Origin of the sequence: Nostoc sp. LPT (assembly GCF_017115165.1) — a bacterium.
Taxonomy (GTDB): domain Bacteria; phylum Cyanobacteriota; class Cyanobacteriia; order Cyanobacteriales; family Nostocaceae; genus Nostoc.
In genome coordinates this window covers 1-17,537 of record NZ_JABXKF010000169.1, presented here as the reverse complement: position 1 = coordinate 17,537, position 17,537 = coordinate 1, and the positions used below count along the sequence as shown (strand labels likewise).

At 42.2% G+C, this 17,537-nt stretch carries 18 protein-coding genes; 10 read left to right on the top strand and 8 right to left on the bottom strand.

The genetic code is table 11. The features are described 5' to 3' along the window. Positions 1 to 910 precede the first annotated feature (910 nt). The 4 genes from HWQ58_RS32565 to HWQ58_RS32550 all read left to right on the top strand — a co-directional run bounded on the left by HWQ58_RS32565 (position 911) and on the right by HWQ58_RS32550 (position 6,475). The gene (locus HWQ58_RS32565; protein ID WP_292872098.1) at positions 911 to 2,098 is read left to right on the top strand and encodes a HetZ-related protein 2; all 1,188 of its coding nucleotides are present in this window, start codon (positions 911 to 913) and stop codon (positions 2,096 to 2,098) included. Positions 2,099 to 2,384: 286 nt separating this feature from the next. Next, the gene (locus HWQ58_RS32560; protein ID WP_292872096.1) at positions 2,385 to 3,653 is read left to right on the top strand and encodes a pilus assembly protein PilB; all 1,269 of its coding nucleotides are present in this window, start codon (positions 2,385 to 2,387) and stop codon (positions 3,651 to 3,653) included. A gap of 189 nt (positions 3,654 to 3,842) precedes the next feature. After that, on the top strand, positions 3,843 to 4,526 hold the full coding sequence (locus HWQ58_RS32555; protein ID WP_292872094.1) for a Crp/Fnr family transcriptional regulator: 684 nt from the start codon (positions 3,843 to 3,845) through the stop codon (positions 4,524 to 4,526). A 167-nt stretch (positions 4,527 to 4,693) separates the two neighbouring features. Continuing rightward, positions 4,694 to 6,475, top strand: coding sequence for a M61 family metallopeptidase (locus HWQ58_RS32550; protein ID WP_292872092.1), 1,782 nt, complete (start codon positions 4,694 to 4,696; stop codon positions 6,473 to 6,475). Positions 6,476 to 6,566: 91 nt separating this feature from the next. Here HWQ58_RS32550 and pyk read toward each other — a convergent pair whose 3' ends face one another. Beyond that, positions 6,567 to 8,336 (bottom strand): pyruvate kinase, encoded by a 1,770-nt coding sequence (gene pyk, locus HWQ58_RS32545; protein WP_292872090.1) that lies wholly within the window; start codon positions 8,334 to 8,336, stop codon positions 6,567 to 6,569. A gap of 380 nt (positions 8,337 to 8,716) precedes the next feature. Here pyk and crtR point away from each other — a divergent pair, with 380 nt between their 5' ends. Further along, on the top strand, positions 8,717 to 9,607 hold the full coding sequence (gene crtR / locus HWQ58_RS32540) for a beta-carotene hydroxylase (RefSeq protein WP_292872088.1): 891 nt from the start codon (positions 8,717 to 8,719) through the stop codon (positions 9,605 to 9,607). A 32-nt stretch (positions 9,608 to 9,639) separates the two neighbouring features. On the opposite strand, the gene HWQ58_RS32535 is transcribed toward crtR, so the two are convergent. From HWQ58_RS32535 to HWQ58_RS32525, 3 genes are read right to left on the bottom strand one after another with little or no spacing between them, the layout of a single operon-like run. After that, positions 9,640 to 9,966, bottom strand: coding sequence for a DUF5615 family PIN-like protein (locus tag HWQ58_RS32535; RefSeq protein ID WP_292872086.1), 327 nt, complete (start codon positions 9,964 to 9,966; stop codon positions 9,640 to 9,642). Then, complete coding sequence (locus HWQ58_RS32530; RefSeq protein WP_292705834.1) at positions 9,950 to 10,174, bottom strand: DUF433 domain-containing protein; 225 nt, start codon at positions 10,172 to 10,174, stop codon at positions 9,950 to 9,952. Before HWQ58_RS32530 ends, HWQ58_RS32535 begins: the two co-directional genes overlap by 17 nt. Before the next feature lie 23 nt (positions 10,175 to 10,197). Continuing rightward, on the bottom strand, positions 10,198 to 10,401 hold the full coding sequence (locus tag HWQ58_RS32525) for a hypothetical protein (protein ID WP_292872172.1): 204 nt from the start codon (positions 10,399 to 10,401) through the stop codon (positions 10,198 to 10,200). On the opposite strand from HWQ58_RS32525, the gene HWQ58_RS32520 reads away from it, so the two are divergent. After that, positions 10,348 to 10,464 carry a papain fold toxin domain-containing protein gene (locus HWQ58_RS32520; protein ID WP_292872170.1) on the top strand — a complete coding sequence of 39 codons (117 nt, stop codon included), beginning with the start codon at positions 10,348 to 10,350 and terminating at the stop codon, positions 10,462 to 10,464. The genes HWQ58_RS32525 and HWQ58_RS32520 overlap by 54 nt on opposite strands. On the opposite strand, the gene HWQ58_RS32515 is transcribed toward HWQ58_RS32520, so the two are convergent. From HWQ58_RS32515 to HWQ58_RS32505, 3 genes are read right to left on the bottom strand one after another with little or no spacing between them, the layout of a single operon-like run. Next, positions 10,429 to 10,857, bottom strand: a complete 429-nt coding sequence (locus HWQ58_RS32515; RefSeq protein ID WP_292872084.1) for a DUF2358 domain-containing protein — start codon at positions 10,855 to 10,857, stop codon at positions 10,429 to 10,431. The two genes, HWQ58_RS32520 and HWQ58_RS32515, sit on opposite strands and share 36 nt — an antisense overlap. A gap of 12 nt (positions 10,858 to 10,869) precedes the next feature. Beyond that, positions 10,870 to 12,024, bottom strand: coding sequence for a family 10 glycosylhydrolase (locus HWQ58_RS32510; RefSeq protein ID WP_292872082.1), 1,155 nt, complete (start codon positions 12,022 to 12,024; stop codon positions 10,870 to 10,872). A gap of 33 nt (positions 12,025 to 12,057) precedes the next feature. Next, on the bottom strand, positions 12,058 to 12,876 hold the full coding sequence (locus tag HWQ58_RS32505; RefSeq protein WP_292872080.1) for a DUF1206 domain-containing protein: 819 nt from the start codon (positions 12,874 to 12,876) through the stop codon (positions 12,058 to 12,060). Positions 12,877 to 13,090: 214 nt separating this feature from the next. Between HWQ58_RS32505 and HWQ58_RS32500 the strand changes: the two genes are divergently transcribed. The 4 genes from HWQ58_RS32500 (at position 13,091) to HWQ58_RS32485 (ending at position 16,787) form a co-directional block, all read left to right on the top strand. Further along, positions 13,091 to 13,954 carry an alpha/beta hydrolase gene (locus tag HWQ58_RS32500; protein ID WP_292872078.1) on the top strand — a complete coding sequence of 288 codons (864 nt, stop codon included), beginning with the start codon at positions 13,091 to 13,093 and terminating at the stop codon, positions 13,952 to 13,954. Positions 13,955 to 14,214: 260 nt separating this feature from the next. After that, entirely contained in the window at positions 14,215 to 14,670 is a 456-nt protein-coding gene (locus tag HWQ58_RS32495; RefSeq protein ID WP_292872076.1) for a pentapeptide repeat-containing protein, read from the top strand. Positions 14,671 to 15,226: 556 nt separating this feature from the next. Further along, positions 15,227 to 15,403, top strand: coding sequence for a hypothetical protein (locus HWQ58_RS32490; protein ID WP_292872074.1), 177 nt, complete (start codon positions 15,227 to 15,229; stop codon positions 15,401 to 15,403). Positions 15,404 to 15,602: 199 nt separating this feature from the next. Then, the gene (locus HWQ58_RS32485) at positions 15,603 to 16,787 is read left to right on the top strand and encodes an anion transporter (RefSeq protein WP_292872072.1); all 1,185 of its coding nucleotides are present in this window, start codon (positions 15,603 to 15,605) and stop codon (positions 16,785 to 16,787) included. A 319-nt stretch (positions 16,788 to 17,106) separates the two neighbouring features. Here the strand turns inward: HWQ58_RS32485 and HWQ58_RS32480 are convergent, their stop codons facing one another. Then, a complete protein-coding gene (locus HWQ58_RS32480) occupies positions 17,107 to 17,322 on the bottom strand; it encodes a hypothetical protein (protein WP_292872070.1) in 216 nt (71 codons plus the stop codon). Between the last annotated feature and the right edge of the window lie 215 nt (positions 17,323 to 17,537).

Sequence of the window (17,537 nt, the reverse complement as noted above, 5' to 3'; positions counted from 1 at the left end):
TAAGATACTGAGACTAATTCCACGCTATAGCGATAGTATTTATCTAAGATTTTATACAACTACTTACCAAACAAACAACCTCTGAAACCGCTAATTACCGTAGATACATTTAATAAAACCAACAAATATCAGATTAGAAAATGTGACTTAATACGATTCAGCTAAAGCGCGATCATCTTTAAAAAACAGGGAATTAAGTCAATTTATCGTAAATTAAAGGGTTTAAAACCCCTACATCTAGATGTAGCGCGGAGTCGGAGCCACTCCGCCTCCAAATCATTTTCAGTGGGGGTTTAAATGGAACGTAGTTGCCACAACGCTCTTAAAGAGCGCATCGCCCTTGGCGTCTCCCCGCAGGAGTTGGCACTTCTCAACTCTTAGAGACGCACTCGCGTTCGTCTGAAATGTCTAAAATGTTTGAATGCGTGAATGCGTGAATGCGTGAATTGTTAACAGAGGGGTTGGGGAATTTTCTAGGGCAAAATCTCATTAATACCAAGGATATTTAGATTTAACTAAGTATTCTCCTACGTAAGGGGTTGTAGAGGGTTGAAACTTATACGGGTGGAATAACGTCTGACATTGAGTTAAATTAGATTCGTTCCTCAATCTGTTACAAAATGTCAAATTTCCGCGATACATTTCGTGCAATATGTACCTTTACCACTTTAAGCAGATTTCTGTTCTCAACTACAAAACATAACTTTACAAAAAAGCTAAATTAATAGAATGCCCCCAAATGCTTGATATACATTGGTTTTGGACAATTTTCACTGCAAGCAAAACATCAATGTAGAAATTTCTGCATAATTTTAGTGAATTTAGACGTAATAAAAGTAGAATCACTGAGCTATTTTCATGAAACTCATGAAATCTGGGCAGCTGCCAGTTAAACAATTAGGTGGGGCGAATGGGGGTTGTGATGCAAACTTCAAAATTGAGTTTCGAGGAATGCAATCTCACTATGACAATGGATGTGAAAAAACTGGCTCTAGATTGGCAAAAGCGCTTGGCTGTAGAATGTCCAGACCAAAATGAAGCCGCGAGGCAAAGCATTATTCTCTGGCTGTTAGGATCTGACTCAAAACGGTTCGATCTGTTTAATCCTAAAGAACTCGATATCGCCAAGCAAGCGATGGAATATCGTTGGAGGATTTTACGTCAACGCTACTTGGGGCTGGGGCGAGAACGTGCTTATCGCAACTTGATAACCCGATTGGGGAGTTTAGTAACATTACGGAATAAAATTCAGACTTGGGTTTCCCTCAGCCGCGATCGCCAGCGTAGTGTAATGGACGTATTACAAGAAGTACTCCAAGAGTTACTCCAAAGCGACAGTCAAATGCAACAACAAATGGTTGATATTGCCAAATATACAACCGATAGACGATTGGGAGATGCTCTGTTATTCGCCAGCGTAGAAGAATATTGTCTGCGGCCAGTACGGAATCAACCCCTATTAGCTTACCGATTTGTGAATTATTTGCGTCGCACTCAGCGCGGTGGTTTAACCCAAGTGCCAGGCCGTGACTTGGTTAGACTAGTGTCAGAAGAAGTTCTTACAGAGGACAGTGACAATCGAGTTAACTTAGTCGATAGTCAGGCGATCGCAGAATATCAAGAAGCACAACAAATAGAGGAACAACAGGGGCTGCGCCAGTCAGTACAAAAAGAATTTGAAAATTATTTACAAGAAAATCTCGGCACAGAAGCAGTGGAATGGCTACGGCTGTATCTGCAAGGTAAGTCCCAGGAAGAGATTGCCAAAAAACTGAATAAGCAGACTAAAGAAGTCTACCGTCTGCGAGAAAAAATTAGTTACCATGCTGTACGTGTTTTTGCCCTCAAAGGTAATCCAGAACTCGTAGACAACTGGCTCTCAATTTCCTTGCAAGAACATAACTTGGGATTAACGCAAAACCAATGGCAGCAACTTGATGAAAAATTGACTCCTCTAGGGCGGCAGATCCTAAATTTGCGGAGAGCGGATAATTCAATAGAAGCCATAGCCGAACAGTTAAAACTCAAAACCCATCAAGTGCTAGGCGAATGGACGAAAGTCTATCTTGCAGCCCAAGCTTTAAGAACCCAGGAGTAGCCTGTAGTGGAAAATGGAGCATGGGGGAGTGGGGAGCAGAGGAGGTAGAGAAACGGGAGACAAGGAGATAAACAAAACTCAGCACTGGCTCAACCCTAGCTATCCGCTTACAGCACTCTTTTGCCCAATCCTCAGTATTATCCCCAGTCCATAATCTAAAATTCATCTTCTACTTATATTTACTTAAGTATATATAATTGAAATTTTAACAATCTAACAAAGTATCTTTATTAACTACCTATTTAATTAGAGGCAAAATATAAGTAAACACCAACGAATCAAATCTATGTTGTCTTCAAAGGGCGAACTAAATGATACCGCAGCAAATGGACAGCAAATGTTAACCGCAGCTCAAACTAGGTGGGAGTCAGGAGGCGATCGCGAGCAAATATTCCACCTGATTGATAATCTTTTGTCCTTTGAAGCTTGCCTCTACCATCAAATTTTACCTTTTGGATTAGAAGACAAAAACCTCTTGCTAGGCATGGTTCATCCAGAAGAGAGCGAAGCCCTAGATTACGTTGGTCGCATTTTGTCTTCTATCAATTGCACAATGATGATTGAGGCGATCGCAGCTGATGCCCACCGCAGAATACTATCAGCCTACCTCAACCATAAAAATACATCCCAGCTAGATGCTAAACTTGTGCATCAGGCAATAGTGGACTCTTGCCCAACAAATAGACCAGCTACGATTGCTGACACACCTAGTCCTTCCCTAGATGCCGACTCGGAATCAAATCAACAACCAATATTGATAGTATTTCAGACACAAAAGCGTCAAAATTCTGGACAGGGGGTAGACTTGCATCCTATCCCAGAGCTAGACCAATCATCTCAAACTACGACGTTCTTGATCCCTATTTCCAGAACTCAACCGGGAGAGAATTCTGAAGCCACATCATCAAACAATTTACCTATTTTTCCCACACAAACTTCCGAACTACTGAGTCAGATTGAGTTTATAAAAACACTCTCACCCAAAAAATTACTAGAAGAATTACTAGGGCGAATCCTGGCTGGGGGAATTGGTCGTCTGTACTTAGAAAGACAAGCTTATGAAGGCAGAATACTGTGGAGTGACAATGGAGTTTTGCAGTCTATATTAGACAAACTACCGCTCTCAGTTTTCCAAGGAGTACTGAATGAATTAAAGCGGTTTGCTTCCCTGCCTATCATCACGGTTGCAGAACCAAAACAGGTAGAAAAGGAATACGTGTATCAAAAAAATCGCTTATTATTACGCTTGCGAGTCATGCCGGGAATCTATGGCGAAGAGGCAACACTCCAAGTATTGCGGGGAGCAGCATTAAAATTCTATCAACAACACCAGTTAACACGTCTAAGCCGCGATGCTTTAGGAATTTCTCAGCAACTAAGCATCAAGTTATATGAACTACAAGAACGACTTTTACTCAATCCCAACCTTGATTCTCAGCAATTAGAGGCTTTAGTTGCCCTGAATCAATTAGTGAAAAATTTAGACCAACAGATCAAAATACTGGCACTAGATAGCAATCTACCAACAAAGAGTAAATCATCAGTCAGTAAGTGAAAACGCTGATTTCGTTCGCATACATAATTGTTATGTTGTAATGGAATCCTAGACTGATAAAGCTTAGAGATTCATCTCTAAATAAATACAAATTTTGCGATCGTATTCTGAGTAAGATTACGGTTTAAACAAACTTAATAGTAGCAAAGTTAGTTTCCCGCTCTTAAATCCTATTGTTGCAAATATTTCATGCTAACTGAGGTTTTTAGTGAACTTTTCCCCTTAATGAGTACAGCCAATCCACAGACATTGGAATGGCTACTCAACGTTGCAATTGAACATGAATATCCATCTGGGCGAGCCGTTGTGATGGAAGATGCCTGGGGTAACGCCGTTTACTTCGTAGTTTCTGGTTGGGTCAAAGTCCGGCGTACCGTCGGGGAAGATTCAGTAGCTCTGGCAATTTTTGGTCGTGGCGATTTTTTTGGAGAAATGGCAATTTTGGATGAATCTCCACGCTCAACTGATGTCATTGCCCTTTCACGCGTGAAGTTGCTTAGTATCTCCAGAGAGCGGTTTATTCAAATATTGTTTAAAGACCCACAGTTACATCACCGAATGTTGCAACTGATGGTGCGGCGATTACGGCAAATTAACCTGCGCTTACAAATGCGGTCTTCACCACCAGCGGTCAAACTCGCCTATACCCTAGTGACTTTGGGTGAAAGCTATGGTCAGGAATCAGACTTAGGAAGAGAAATTTTTAACATTCCCTTTAAAGATTTAGCAGAGGTGACAGAAATCGGCGTTGAAGAAACCACCAAAATCATGGAAAAACTACATGAAAAAGGGTGGATAAAAATTGATAGCGCCAACAACATCACTTATCTTGTGAACTTCAAACAGTTGATGAACTTGGCTGGCAAAGTGTAATTGCTTTATCCGATTCTCTACAAGAAGCTTTGCGTAGCTTGTTTCTTTGTAAGTTTAACGCCAGAGATTTTGGATGATGACGAATGAAAAACTGTTTGTGTGCGATGTTAAAAGCAAATTTGTCATGATGGGAAAATTACCCATTGATTATTAACTCAGCACGCAAGATGACTGAAGCAACAGCAACTCGCCCCAACACCTACCTCCAAGAAACCGAGCCAAGGATTCATTATCTGGTGGCAATGTCCCAACCAGAAACCCATCTGTTTGAGGTTACTTTACACCTTGTCGATTACTCCTCACCGATTCTCGATTTAAAACTGCCAGTGTGGACACCTGGTTCCTATTTAGTCCGGGAATACGCGAAGAATTTACAGGATTTTGAGGCTTTTGCAGAGAATAAGCCTTTAAATTGGCGGAAAATCGGTAAAAATTACTGGCAGATAGACAAAATAGATGTTTCAGAATTAACTGTACGTTACCGCATTTTTGCCAATGAGCTATCGGTACGAACAAATCACTTAGATAGCACCCACGGTTATTTTAACGGTGCGGCACTATTTTTTAGAATACCTGGCTGGGATAAGCAACCTATTCGCGTCACCATCGTACCACCACGCCCAGAATGGCAGGTAACTACTGCCCTACCATCCGTTGCTGAGGAAAAGAATACTTTTTTCGCTGGCGATTTTGATACTTTAGTGGATACTCCTTTTGAAATTGGTAGCCACCAATTGTATAAATTTGAGGTATTAGGAAAACCCCATGAACTGGCAATCTGGGGGCAAGGTAATTACCAAGTTCAGCAACTGATTGCTGATATCCAAAAAATTGTCCAAGTAGAAGCGCAGATGTTCGGCGGTTTGCCATATCAACGATACGTGTTTCTGCTACATTTATTTAGCCAAGCTTTTGGTGGTTTGGAGCATAAAGACTCTTGCTCCTTGATTTACCAGTGTTTTGGGTTTCGCGCTCAGGATAAGTACGATCGCTTTCTTCAATTAGTTGCACACGAGTTCTTTCACTTGTGGAATGTCAAGCGAATTCGCCCAAAAGCATTAGAGGTTTTTGATTACGACCAAGAAAACTATACACCATCATTGTGGTTTTGTGAGGGTACTACTAGTTACTACGACTTGTTAATTCCTTTGCGGGCGGGAATTTTTGATGTTAAGTCGTATTTAAATAACTTGGGTAAGGAAATTACTAGATATGAAATGACACCAGGGCGCAAGGTACAACCTGTTTCCGAGTCGAGTTTTGATGCTTGGATAAAACTCTATCGCCCGGATGCCAATAGCGGTAATTCCCAAATTTCCTACTATTTAAAAGGAGAAATGGTATCGTTGCTGCTGGATTTGCTGATTCGCTCTACTCACAACAATCAGCACTCCCTTGATGACGTGATGCTGAAAATGTGGCAGCAATTTGGGCAAGATGAAATTGGCTATACCCCAGAGCAGTTGCAAGAAGTTATCGAATCTGTTGCCGGAATCGATTTGACTGATTTCTTTAAACGCTACATTGATAGTACTGATGATTTGCCTTTCAATCAGTATTTAGAACCCTTTGGCTTGCAGTTGGTAGCCGAGCAGCAAGAAGAACCTTACCTGGGCGTGAGAATAAATACAGAAAATGGGCGGGAGATGGTTAAGTTTGTGGAAATTGGTTCACCTGCACAAGTAGGGAGAATTGATGCAGGTGATGAGTTGTTAGCAATTGATGGGATTAAAATAACGGCAGGTAGCTTAAGTGATCGCCTGAAAGATTACCAACCAAACGATACAATCGAAGTTGCAGTTTTTCACCAAGACGAACTCCGTACTTATTTCATCACCCTCAAATCACCACATCCGACTCGGTATCAGGTAAAGCCTGTTGAGCATCCTAACTCCACACAGCAGCAAAACTTTGCTGGATGGCTTGGGGCTGCGATCGCAACTGTTTAAAAGGGGCATTGGGCATGGGGCAGAAGAGGCAGAGGGGAAAAACTTACTGAACTTCTCCTCTGCTCCCCTGCTCCCCTGCTCCCCTGCTCCCCTAAGCTGTTCTCACCGCCCCAGAGTAAATCAAACCCCGTTGCAGATCCAGCGTTATAATCGCTCCGTCCCGAATCACCTGCGTTGCTTGCTTCACGCCGACAATCACTGGTACACCGAGACGCAAGCCAATCACTGCTGCGTGACTTGTGAGACTTTCTTCTTCCGTAATAATCCCGGCCGCTTTCCGAATTGCTTCAACAAAATCGGCACTAGTGCGGGGTGCAACCAATATGTCTCCGGGATTAAAGTTACTCACATCCATGCCAGTACTAGCTACCCGTGCGCGACCACTTACTGAACCTTGTCCCAGTCCAATTCCGTGACCTAGTACTGCCGTTACCACCTCTACCTTAATCAAATCTGTAGAGCCAGAAATCCCCTGGAGTGTGCCAGCGGTCATCACTACTAAATCTCCCTGGGACAGTAACTGAAGTTCCTGAGCCACGTTAATTGCAGCTTGAAATGTCTGACCAGTGGAAGGTAATCCTAGCACCAACAGCGGTTTGACTCCCCACACCATCTGTAGCTGCCGCGCTACATTTACATGGGGTGTCACTGCCAAAATTGGTGTATGAGGACGAAACTTAGAGACATTGCGAGCTGTTGCCCCCGTTTGCGTTAGGGTCATAATTGCCGCTGCACCTAGTTGTTCGGCAATTTGACCAACAGCTTGACTAATCGCATTAGGAATGGAGCGGCGGGCATCTCTCACAGAACGTAGGTTTAAGTGTTGGGCTTCTTCCTGCTCCATACGTTCGGCAATTCGCGCCATCGTTGCCACTGCTTCTACAGGGAAGCTACCCACGGCGGTTTCATTGGAGAGCATCACCGCGTCCGTGCCATCTAAAATCGCGTTTGCCACATCCGATACTTCAGCGCGAGTGGGACGGGGATTGCTCACCATGCTATCTAACATTTGAGTAGCGGTGATGATGGGAATTCCCAAGCGATTTGCTGTCGCAATTAGCCGCTTTTGGAGTACTGGAACATCTTCGGCTGGCAATTCCACCCCTAAGTCACCTCTGGCAACCATCACACCATCACACAAAGCCAGAACCGCTTCCATTTGTTCAATAGCTTCATGCTTTTCAATTTTGGCAACCACTGGCACTTGCTTGCCTGTACTGGAAATTAGTTCTTTAATTTCGATCATGTCCTGGGGATTGCGGACAAAGGAAAGTGCCACCCAATCAACACCCTGATCTAGACCAAACATTAGATCCTCTCGGTCTTTGTCGGTCATTGCCTTAATTGACAGGTAAACGCCAGGAAAGTTTACGCCTTTGTTGTTAGAAAGTTTACCAGGTACGGTGACGCGACAATGCAAATCACCTTTGTCCCGGTTAATTTCCTCCACCAGCATTTCTACTCGTCCATCATCAAGGAGGATTTTTGCCCCAACTGGGACTTCTTCGGCCAAATAATCGTAGGTGACACAGCTAATTTCTTGCGTACCGATCACCGGACGATTTGTCAAGGTAAAGCGATCGCCTTTTGCCAAAACTATAGATCCGTTGTCAAACTTTCCCAAGCGAATTTTTGGGCCCTGCAAGTCTTGGAGAATAGCCACTGGCTGATTTAGTTCAAAAGCGGTTTGCCGAATTAAGCGAATACTACGCTGATGGTCGGCATGAGTTCCGTGGGAGAAGTTTAGCCGCAGCGTCGTGGCTCCCGCTTCAATAATCGCCTTGAGCATTTCAGGACTGCTAGTGGCGGGGCCAATAGTAGCGACAATTTTTGTCCGGCGCAGAGAATCTCTTAATTGCATAGGGGCTGAAGTTAGGGAGCTATCTGGGAAGTCATCGTAACTTAAGTGGCATCTCCTTTTCAGTCACTGCTATATCAATAAAATATAAGCAGTTAGAGAGGGTTTATGGGAGAGTAGGGGCTGTGGGATAGACTAGATATAGTACATCAATCTTGTATCCATCCTCCCAACGAAGGAGTTTATTCCATTAACTTCTTGCCGATTGTCATACCCCACTTATCAGTAAAGACTAGGCTTCGTCTGGAATCATAGCGTTATTCATCTGCTGATATGCAAAGGTGTGGATAAATCTTGCCATACAAAACTTTGCAAAACTTTATTAGTCACTAATATTTATCGTATATTCGTAATGTCTGCTTAAAAAGGAGTCAATCTTAAAGATGATCGCATCGGAGGCACAAAAGCCACTGACAATCCCACCCAAGGAATTTTTAGCGCCTCCTGGTGATTTCAATCCGACGCTGCTGTTGTTTTCTGTAGCTGTGGCCATGCTGGTGTTATCCAACTTTGGTTACTGGCTTTGGGAATGGCCGCACTGGCTATGCTTTTGCGTGAACACGATTGCCTTGCATTGTGCTGGAACGGTAATTCATGATGCCTGTCACCAATCTGCCCATCGCAACCGAGTGATGAATGCGATGTTAGGGCATGGCAGTGCGTTGATGCTAGCTTTTGCTTTTCCAGTATTTACGCGAGTGCATTTACAGCATCATGGTCATGTCAATCATCCTAAAGATGACCCAGATCATTATGTCTCTACAGGTGGGCCGCTGTGGCTGATTGCAGTGCGGTTCTTGTACCATGAGGTGTTTTTCTTTCAACGGCAACTGTGGCGTAAATATGAGCTACTAGAATGGTTTATTAGCCGCTTAATTGTTGGTGTAATTGTTTATATCTCAGTGCAGTACCACTTTTTGGGTTACATTCTCAATTTTTGGTTTATACCGGCTTTTGTGGTGGGGATAGCACTAGGCTTATTTTTTGACTATTTGCCCCATCGTCCTTTTGCGGAGCGCGATCGCTGGAAAAATGCTCGCGTCTATCCTAACCCGATTCTTAATATCTTGATTATGGGACAGAATTACCACTTAATTCATCATTTGTGGCCTTCGATTCCTTGGTATAATTACCAACCCAGCTATTATCTGATGAAGCCCCTGTTAAATGAAAAAGGATGTTATCAAACTTCAGGGTTGTTGCAGAAAAAGGACTTTTTTGAGTTTGTTTACGACATCTTTTTAGGGATTAGATTTCATCATCACAAAGAATAAAGTTGTTACATAAAGCGGTCTGCGCCAACGCGTCAAAAATCTCTGATTTCAACAACCCCACCCGGAGCGATCGTTTCTAAGACATTACGAACACTAGGTATCAATGGAAGTAAATCAGGTAGGCGATTACTAGACGCCACTAGAACAAGGACCGCAACTCCAGCCTGTTGCAAGTTTTGCTGATATCGTAAGTTTTGGTCTGTTGTCAGAAGAACTGTGAAACTCTCCTGCACCATCAATTGCAAAAGTTCACCATTCTTTTTACCTGACCATCCCATTTCCACGACTGCGCGTACCTCATAATCAGTGAGTTCACGCCTTAAAGGTCGTGGAACACACTCATCAAGCAGAATTCGCATAGGCAGTCAGCATTTCCTTTGCTAATTCGAGAGCAGCGATCGCTTGCTCACGGCTGACACTGGGAAAGTGATCTAAAAACTCATCCAGTGAGTCACCCGCTTCCAGATAATCGAGCAAGGTTTTTATCGGCACACGAGTACCAACAAAAACAGGGGTTCCCCCCAATATATCGGGGTCGCTATGAACAACACGCGATGTGGATGTCATATAGTTAGCATGTGTCCGACAGACTACCTTTTGATCCTAGCTCTCGCCGTCTCGGAAATCTCAGCATATATTCCATTGTCTCTTTGTGGAGTGCGATCGCTGCTTGACAAAATTACATCATGATCAAGGCTAGCCTTCAGTGTCAACTGAGCGCGATCGCTAGACAGTTCCCGATTTTTGAATGTGTTCCCTGTGCGATCGCCTTGCACCAATTCCTCATTGATCAAAACATTTCTGGTAAACAGGTTAGCCTCTTAGCGATCTTCTTGCTTTTGCCAAAACTGCCGTAAAATCTCCCCTGGTTTTCTATCCCAGGTGTCTATATGCTCGTATATCAAATTATTTGGATTGAGTTTATACGTCGAATAGCCATTAAAAAACAACCCTGCGTTCCTTGGAACGCGCAACACTCCACGTACCGTCCACTTTGCTAAAATCGTGTCTTCAGCTGACTGATAAACTTCATGCAGATCAAAGTAAATCTGAGTAAAAAATAGCCGAGCGTGAAATCGTAAAGTCCAAAATATAATGCGATAGTTAAATTTATATTTGAATGTATTCACCGGGTCTTTAAAATAGATATCCTGTGTATAAATTTGATACGAAATATCTTTTTGAAAAAGTGTTGGTAAATCTTGTTTTAAAGTATTGATTACCTTTTCCACTGGCAATTTATATTCCACGCGCGTTTTCCCTTAAAAAATCTTTTTTAACAAATTTTCCACTCCTGACCAAATAGAAAATGCCGTCTTGTGACTCACATCACCTGCACTCAAATCTAACAGAGTGGGAAATGATCCAGACTTAGTATAAGGCCCATTTCGCAAAACTTTAGCAAGGGTATTGTTATTCTTGCGCAAACCTTCGTAAAAAAAGAATACCTCTCCTTGAATACCAAGTTGACGATTGTATTCAATTGCCTGCACCAGATATTCTGGACTAATACAGTAAGAGCCAAGCTTCATCAGGATTCCCGGTGCTAACTTGAGCAATATCGCATCTGTGAACTGCTGGTTTACCACTTTATCAGCGATCGCAGCGTAACTCCTAAAGTCACGGCGATAAATCTGCGGCTGAATCATATCAACTATTCCCCGCTTCAGCCATGCGGGTGAGTCTTGCAGATATTCTTGGAATGCCCAATCATAAATATTAGGTGCGATCGCTACTAATAAATTAGGATTCACCGCTTTCACCTTCGAGTAAAGACGCCCCAAAAACTCAGTGAGAATATCTGCACGCCACTGTAACCATTGCCTATCCTTGTGGTTCTGTGGTGGATTGCGATCAAATTCCTGGCGATAGCGGCTGACAGTACGCTGATCATAGCCACCTTCAGAGGGTAATGCTGGCAAGCGATCGTCACCTTGAACACCATCAATATCGTAATTATTCGCAACTTCCAGCACCAAGTTTAACAAGAATTCTTGCACTTGTGAGTCAAGGGCATTCAACCACTCAAAGCCGTTTTTCTTCAGTAAGTTACCGTTGTGATCGCGCGCAGCCCATTCCGGTTTTTTCTGTAAAAGTACACCACCATTCAAATTGTAGGAACTGGCAAAACCGTATTCAAACCAAGGAATAACTTTCAACCCAACTCGTCGCGCTTCAATTACCACTTCTTCTAAAGGGTCGCGACCTATAAACATTGGGTCAATTTCGATTCCAAAGGTCTGCCGCATTGTTTGACTAGGATATAAAGTTACTGCCTTATTCCAAACAACGGGAAACACCACATTAAATCCCGTCTCAGCCAGGAAATCCATCGCCTCAGCAATACGTTCCTTCGATCTGAGAACTTTACTATCAGTAGTGGTCAGCCAGATACCACGGGTTTCTATTATTGCCATTTCTATAAATTCAAATTCTCGGCACTGCACCATTTAAACATTGACTAGCCGACGATACCGCGCCTGTATTATTGTGTAAATCCCATAGGCAACTAAACCTAGTGCTACAATACCCAAAAGCCATGCTCCGTTAGGCTGTTGCGCTAGCGTCTGTAATACTTCATCCAAACCTTCTGCGGTAGCGGCGTTCGACTGTTTTGCTGCTTCAATTAAAAACCAACCGATAATGCAAAATACTATACCCCGTGCCGCTAAACCAAATCTGGAAATCCTCATTACCCATTGGGCTTGTGTGTTGCTTAACTCAGTTAAATTGAGTTCTTTACGAAATTTGCCACTAAAAGCTTGATAAAACTGATAGAAACTTAGAGCAATTACAAACGCCCCCAAAGTTCCAACTAACCATTGACCAAAGGGTTGAGAAAGCAAACGTGCTGTCCAATCTTCAGTAGAATCACTACTATTTTTACCGCTGCCTGTACCCATAACGATTTGCACAGCACTTAAGGCTAAACTTGCATAAATCAAGCCATTAACTGCGTAACCAATTCGCACTGCCAAACCTTTGGCATCATTACCTTTATTTTCTGGGTCTTTAATTGCCTGTACAAAACGCCAGATTACGTATCCAATCAAGCCGATTGCAACTAAAGCCAGCAAAAATTGACCAAATGGCTGGTTAACGATTGTTTGGAGAGCGCCTTGGGTATCAGTTGTTTTACCACCCCTGCCAAAAGCTGCCTGTGCTGCCAGTAGTCCAACTATACCGTAAACTACTCCCTTGGAAACATAGCCAAATCGTCCCAGTCGCTCAACCCACAATGAAGCATGGTTTGTCAACTGTTGTGTCATGGTAGTTGTTGGTAGTTGGAGAAAATTATATCTACCTTTTACCAAATTTTACTCACAATTCATATCTATCCCAAGGCAAATTATCTAATATTTTTGCAAAAAATTTTTAGATAATACTGACTTTTAATAGATGTGAGGCTGCTTAAAATAATATTACAGTTATTAAGTACAGTATTATTATTTAGTATTTTTTAATGCTGAATTTAGATTAATTATGTCTTTAATAGAAAGTTCTTGGAAACACGAATATATAACTACCAATGGGGTAAAACTACATTATGTCACGCAAGGTGAAGGGCCATTAATGTTGATGTTGCATGGCTTTCCTGAGTTTTGGTACTCATGGCGGCATCAAATACCAGAATTTGCCCAAGATTTTAAAGTAGTTGCCATTGACTTGCGTGGTTACAACGATAGTGATAAACCAAATGAGCAATTAGCTTATGTAATGAAGGAGTTTATCAAAGATGTTGAGGGAGTAATTAAAGGATTAGGATACCAAAAATGTGTATTAGTTGGACATGATTGGGGAGGTGCGATCGCTTGGGCTTTTGCTTATGCTTATCCCGAAATAGTAGAGCAATTAATTATCCTTAACATGCCTCATCCTGCCAAATTTGCCCAAGGCTTACGCACTCCCCAACAGTTGCTACGTAGCAACTATATATTTCTCTTTCAACTACCGTGGATACCAGAATTACTTTTACAATCTTCCGACTACCAAGCAATTGAAACAATTTTTAAAGGTACAGCAGTTAACAAAAGTGCTTTCACTAAAGCGGATATTGACGCATATAAAGATGCTGCTGCAAAGCGCGGTGCCCTCACAGCAATGTTGAACTACTACCGCAATGTTTTTCAGCAGAGAATGCTAAATCCAAATAGGGGCGTTCTGGAAGTGCCAACACTGATTATATGGGGAGAAAACGACACTGCACTTGGCAAGGAACTAACCTACGATACCGCAGCTTATGTCAGGGATTTTCAAATCAAATACATTCCTAATTGTGGCCATTGGGTACAGCAAGAACAGCCGGAATTGGTTAATCAGTATATGCGAGAATTTCTGAGGACTTAAACTAAACCATCAATTGACCAATTAAGTATAAATACTCATTAAATTACCTATAGTAAGTAGCGCCAGTTTTTACTTTTAAAAAGATTTAATAGTGATTTAATACTGGGCATTTTTGATATCACTTTTATCTGTGTTTTAGATCGCAATCAACTTGTCAGAAGATAGATTGTCACAAGATAGATTGACCTCACGAAGTTTAGTGAGATAATAGAACTGTGAGGGACAGAACGGACGCAACTCGATTATTAAGGGGGAAAATTATGAAACTCCAGCTATTAGCGGCCATGGCCTTAGCAACACCCCTATTTTTCGCTAGCTCGGTTAGAGCCGAGAATCCACAGGATTTACAAAAGCTGCTTTCAACTGGGGAGTGTGTTAGGTGCGAACTATCAGGAGCTAACCTCAGTGGCGCTCATTTAATTGGTGCTGACTTGAGAGGCTCGAAGCTTCAAGGAGCTAACCTTGTAGGAGCTAACCTCGAAGGTGCTGACTTAACTGGTGCAAACTTGGCAGGTGCTAACCTAACATCTGCTTATGTAACCAATGTGAATTTGAAGCAAGTTAATCTCAATGGAGTAAATTTTACTCGTGCTACGATTCACGATTCTAATGTGTATCAAGCATCAATGAACGATCTAAATCTTACTGATGCGGAAATATTTAACACTGGAATCGGGATTGGTGGAGAAGACGCTGAAATTCCCGATTGGAAATAGCCCAACTGAGTACACAGCTTAAAATCAATACAACATAGATTTTGGCGGGTTTTAAATCAAATAAACAACTTTTTTGCCAGAATTACCCTTAAAACCTGCCTCTACAGAAATATTAAGACAAATGAAACCCCTCTGCGTTGTAATCACTTTACTATGGCAAAAGCAGAGGGTATTTCTTTTTGCGATCGCGCTGATATCCACATAAAAAAGTGCAATTAAAATCTAAAAATCTTTACTATTTCCCATTAGAGGACTTTACTGCCCCTAATTTAAAATCAGGGTTTCGGCTATTATTTGCGTAAGTTGTGTATCTGCACAAATAAGCGATGGTGTTGGGCCATATCTGAGTATTTACCTGAAAGCTTCAGCAAATTGGAACCCAGCCCAGATTGGATTAGCGATGTCAGCTTCGGCAATTGCCACAGTGCTCAAACACCAGCTAGCTAGCGCGTGGAGATGGTGAAGAGGAAGAGGAGGATAAAGAAAAACATCAAGCGCTATAAAGGCATATTGCAATTATTAAGCGATCGCCGCTGCCATTGGTGTTGGTGGGGGTTTGAGCAACGTGTTGGCTGGGTTTGTGGTTAAAAGTGCTGGTTACAATCTTGGTTTTTTGATTTTAGCAGTGATCACAGTTGTCGCTTTAGCTTTTGGTTCTGTGTACCTGAAACAAAAACAGGAGTCAATAGAAAAGCATCACATCAAACCGCTTCAAGCAGTCATTAGTTATTAGTCCAAAATAAACACGTCCACTCTTTAACATGGCTTGAATTAGTCTCATGAAAGACAAAGTTTTTCCACCCACAAGGGGGAGCCCACTGCGGTGGACGGGTTTCCCGGCATAAAGCAAGTGGCGTCGAGGTATGCACTAAAATCCAATAACCAATGACCAATTACCAATGACTACTTAATCAAAAGAATCTAACGAAATCATGATTGTTTTCAGATATATCATCATTGGACTGACTTATATCGGTTTGGGTTTAGGATATCTCCCTGGTTTGCGGATGAACCGAGCCAGTATTGCTTTAGTTGGTGCATCTTTACTGATGGCTTTCGGAGTATTAGACCTCAAAGAAGCATGGCAAGCGATAGATTATAAAACGCTGATTTTCCTGTTTGGCATGATGGTAATCAGCACAAACTTAGCTTACGCTGGTTTTTTCCAATTAACCCTTGATACAATTACACACTTTACCCGCAGCCCTTTGGGTTTGCTGATTGTTTTAACTTTTGGCAGTGGAATTCTCTCTGCTTTTTTTCTGAATGATACTATCGCTTTAATTTTGACTCCTTTGGTTCTCGGTTTAACCCAAACTTTGAACCTCAATCCTATTCCTTACTTACTTGCGTTGGCGGGAGCAACTAATCTGGGTTCAGTAGCTACCTTAAGTGGCAATCCACAAAATATTCTGATTGGTTCCTTCTCTGGTATCAGCTATCTTGATTTTGCGAAAGCATTGACTCCCATCGCATTAGTAAGTTTGTTAATCCAAATTGGGTTATTGTGGTGGCTTTATCCTGATGTCCGTTCTGCTAAGTCTTGTCCGAGTGTAACCTCTGTGCGTTACCGCATATTTAAACCGTTGCTTACTAAAAGCTTATTGATAACAGGAGGACTATTAATTGCATTCTTAATTGGGATGCCCCCAGCCCAAGCAACATTTGTAGCTGCTGGTTTACTATTCATTACTAGGCGAATCAAACCGCAACGAATTTTAAATAAAGTAGATTGGGATTTACTGGTGATATTTTCTGGACTATTTGTTGTTACTGCTGGAGTAGAAAAATTAGGAATCTTGAATTTATTTAGCGATTTAGTTTTTACTCCCTTGAGTATATTAGGAATTACTGCTCTGCTTTCAAATTTAGTTTCTAATGTTCCAGCAGTATTATTACTACAACATTTAATTCCCCATCCAGACACGAAAACCTGGTTATTATTAGCAGCAGGATCTACCTTAGCTGGTAATCTAACTTTGTTAGGTTCAGTTGCTAATTTAATTGTTGCTGAGGCTGTTGCAAAACTTGGTTATCAATTGTCATTCTGGGAACATTTACGTTTTGGTGTACCGTTAACTGTACTGACTCTGATCCTGGCTTATTTTTGGATTTAGTCATTAGTCATTAGTCATTGGTCACTGGTCATTTGCCAATAATCAAACTTAAAGTTTCAGGTTCAAAGGCGCAACTTCGAGGCTAAAAGGCAATACTGTTCAGTTAAGAAAAATTGTAGGTTGGGTTAAGCAAAGCGCAACCCAACAAAGCTCAGGAAATGTTGGTTTACCCTGCAAGAAGCCCCTTCTCTACGAGAGGCTTGTCTGCGACACGCACTCGCGAACGCCAACGGGTCTACAGTCGTTACCATTTCTTCCTGCTGATTCTGGTCACTAATAGGGTATAGGGGGTAGGGTGTAGGGTATAGGGAAGACGGCATTAGTCGAGGCTCGTGACCCCGACCAATGCAATCGTCCTGAAAAGACGGGGCTTGTGACCCGATGGTTGTTGGGGCTGGATATTCCACCCTATACCCCACACAAGCCCCAACGGGGCTTGGTCAAAATACAATAGCCGTCGCATCAGCATCTCTAAACGGTCTACTTGCTCTAGTAAACTAGCGATCGGTAAAGTTGTAATCCCCTGCTTTTTCAATTGTTGTTCTGTAGACCTTGGCTTGTCGCTCTCCGAGTCAATTGCAAAATTGTGTCTCGTTCAGCGGGAGGAATATCTTTTTTGGGGACAGGGCCCTCGTGGGTAGGATAGGCTATGCCTAAAAGCTGGTCTTGTTGAAGTAGATAAAATCCCCCTTCTAATACCAATTCTCTAAAAGCTGGCTACAGATAAAGCTACCAAAATATATTGCCTTC

Excerpts from the sequence above, each read along its gene's own strand:
- pyk (WP_292872090.1), bottom strand. The coding sequence starts at position 8,336 with ATGCAATTAAGAGATTCTCTGCGCCGGACAAAAATTGTCGCTACTATT.
- HWQ58_RS32505 (WP_292872080.1), bottom strand. The coding sequence starts at position 12,876 with ATGACACAACAGTTGACAAACCATGCTTCATTGTGGGTTGAGCGACTG.
- HWQ58_RS32555 (WP_292872094.1), top strand. The coding sequence starts at position 3,843 with ATGCTAACTGAGGTTTTTAGTGAACTTTTCCCCTTAATGAGTACAGCC.
- HWQ58_RS32495 (WP_292872076.1), top strand. The coding sequence starts at position 14,215 with ATGAAACTCCAGCTATTAGCGGCCATGGCCTTAGCAACACCCCTATTT.
- HWQ58_RS32500 (WP_292872078.1), top strand. The coding sequence starts at position 13,091 with ATGTCTTTAATAGAAAGTTCTTGGAAACACGAATATATAACTACCAAT.
- HWQ58_RS32530 (WP_292705834.1), bottom strand. The coding sequence starts at position 10,174 with ATGACATCCACATCGCGTGTTGTTCATAGCGACCCCGATATATTGGGG.
- HWQ58_RS32535 (WP_292872086.1), bottom strand. The coding sequence starts at position 9,966 with ATGCGAATTCTGCTTGATGAGTGTGTTCCACGACCTTTAAGGCGTGAA.
- HWQ58_RS32565 (WP_292872098.1), top strand. The coding sequence starts at position 911 with ATGGGGGTTGTGATGCAAACTTCAAAATTGAGTTTCGAGGAATGCAAT.
- crtR (WP_292872088.1), top strand. The coding sequence starts at position 8,717 with ATGATCGCATCGGAGGCACAAAAGCCACTGACAATCCCACCCAAGGAA.
- HWQ58_RS32485 (WP_292872072.1), top strand. The coding sequence starts at position 15,603 with ATGATTGTTTTCAGATATATCATCATTGGACTGACTTATATCGGTTTG.
- HWQ58_RS32560 (WP_292872096.1), top strand. The coding sequence starts at position 2,385 with ATGTTGTCTTCAAAGGGCGAACTAAATGATACCGCAGCAAATGGACAG.
- HWQ58_RS32510 (WP_292872082.1), bottom strand. The coding sequence starts at position 12,024 with ATGGCAATAATAGAAACCCGTGGTATCTGGCTGACCACTACTGATAGT.
- HWQ58_RS32550 (WP_292872092.1), top strand. The coding sequence starts at position 4,694 with ATGACTGAAGCAACAGCAACTCGCCCCAACACCTACCTCCAAGAAACC.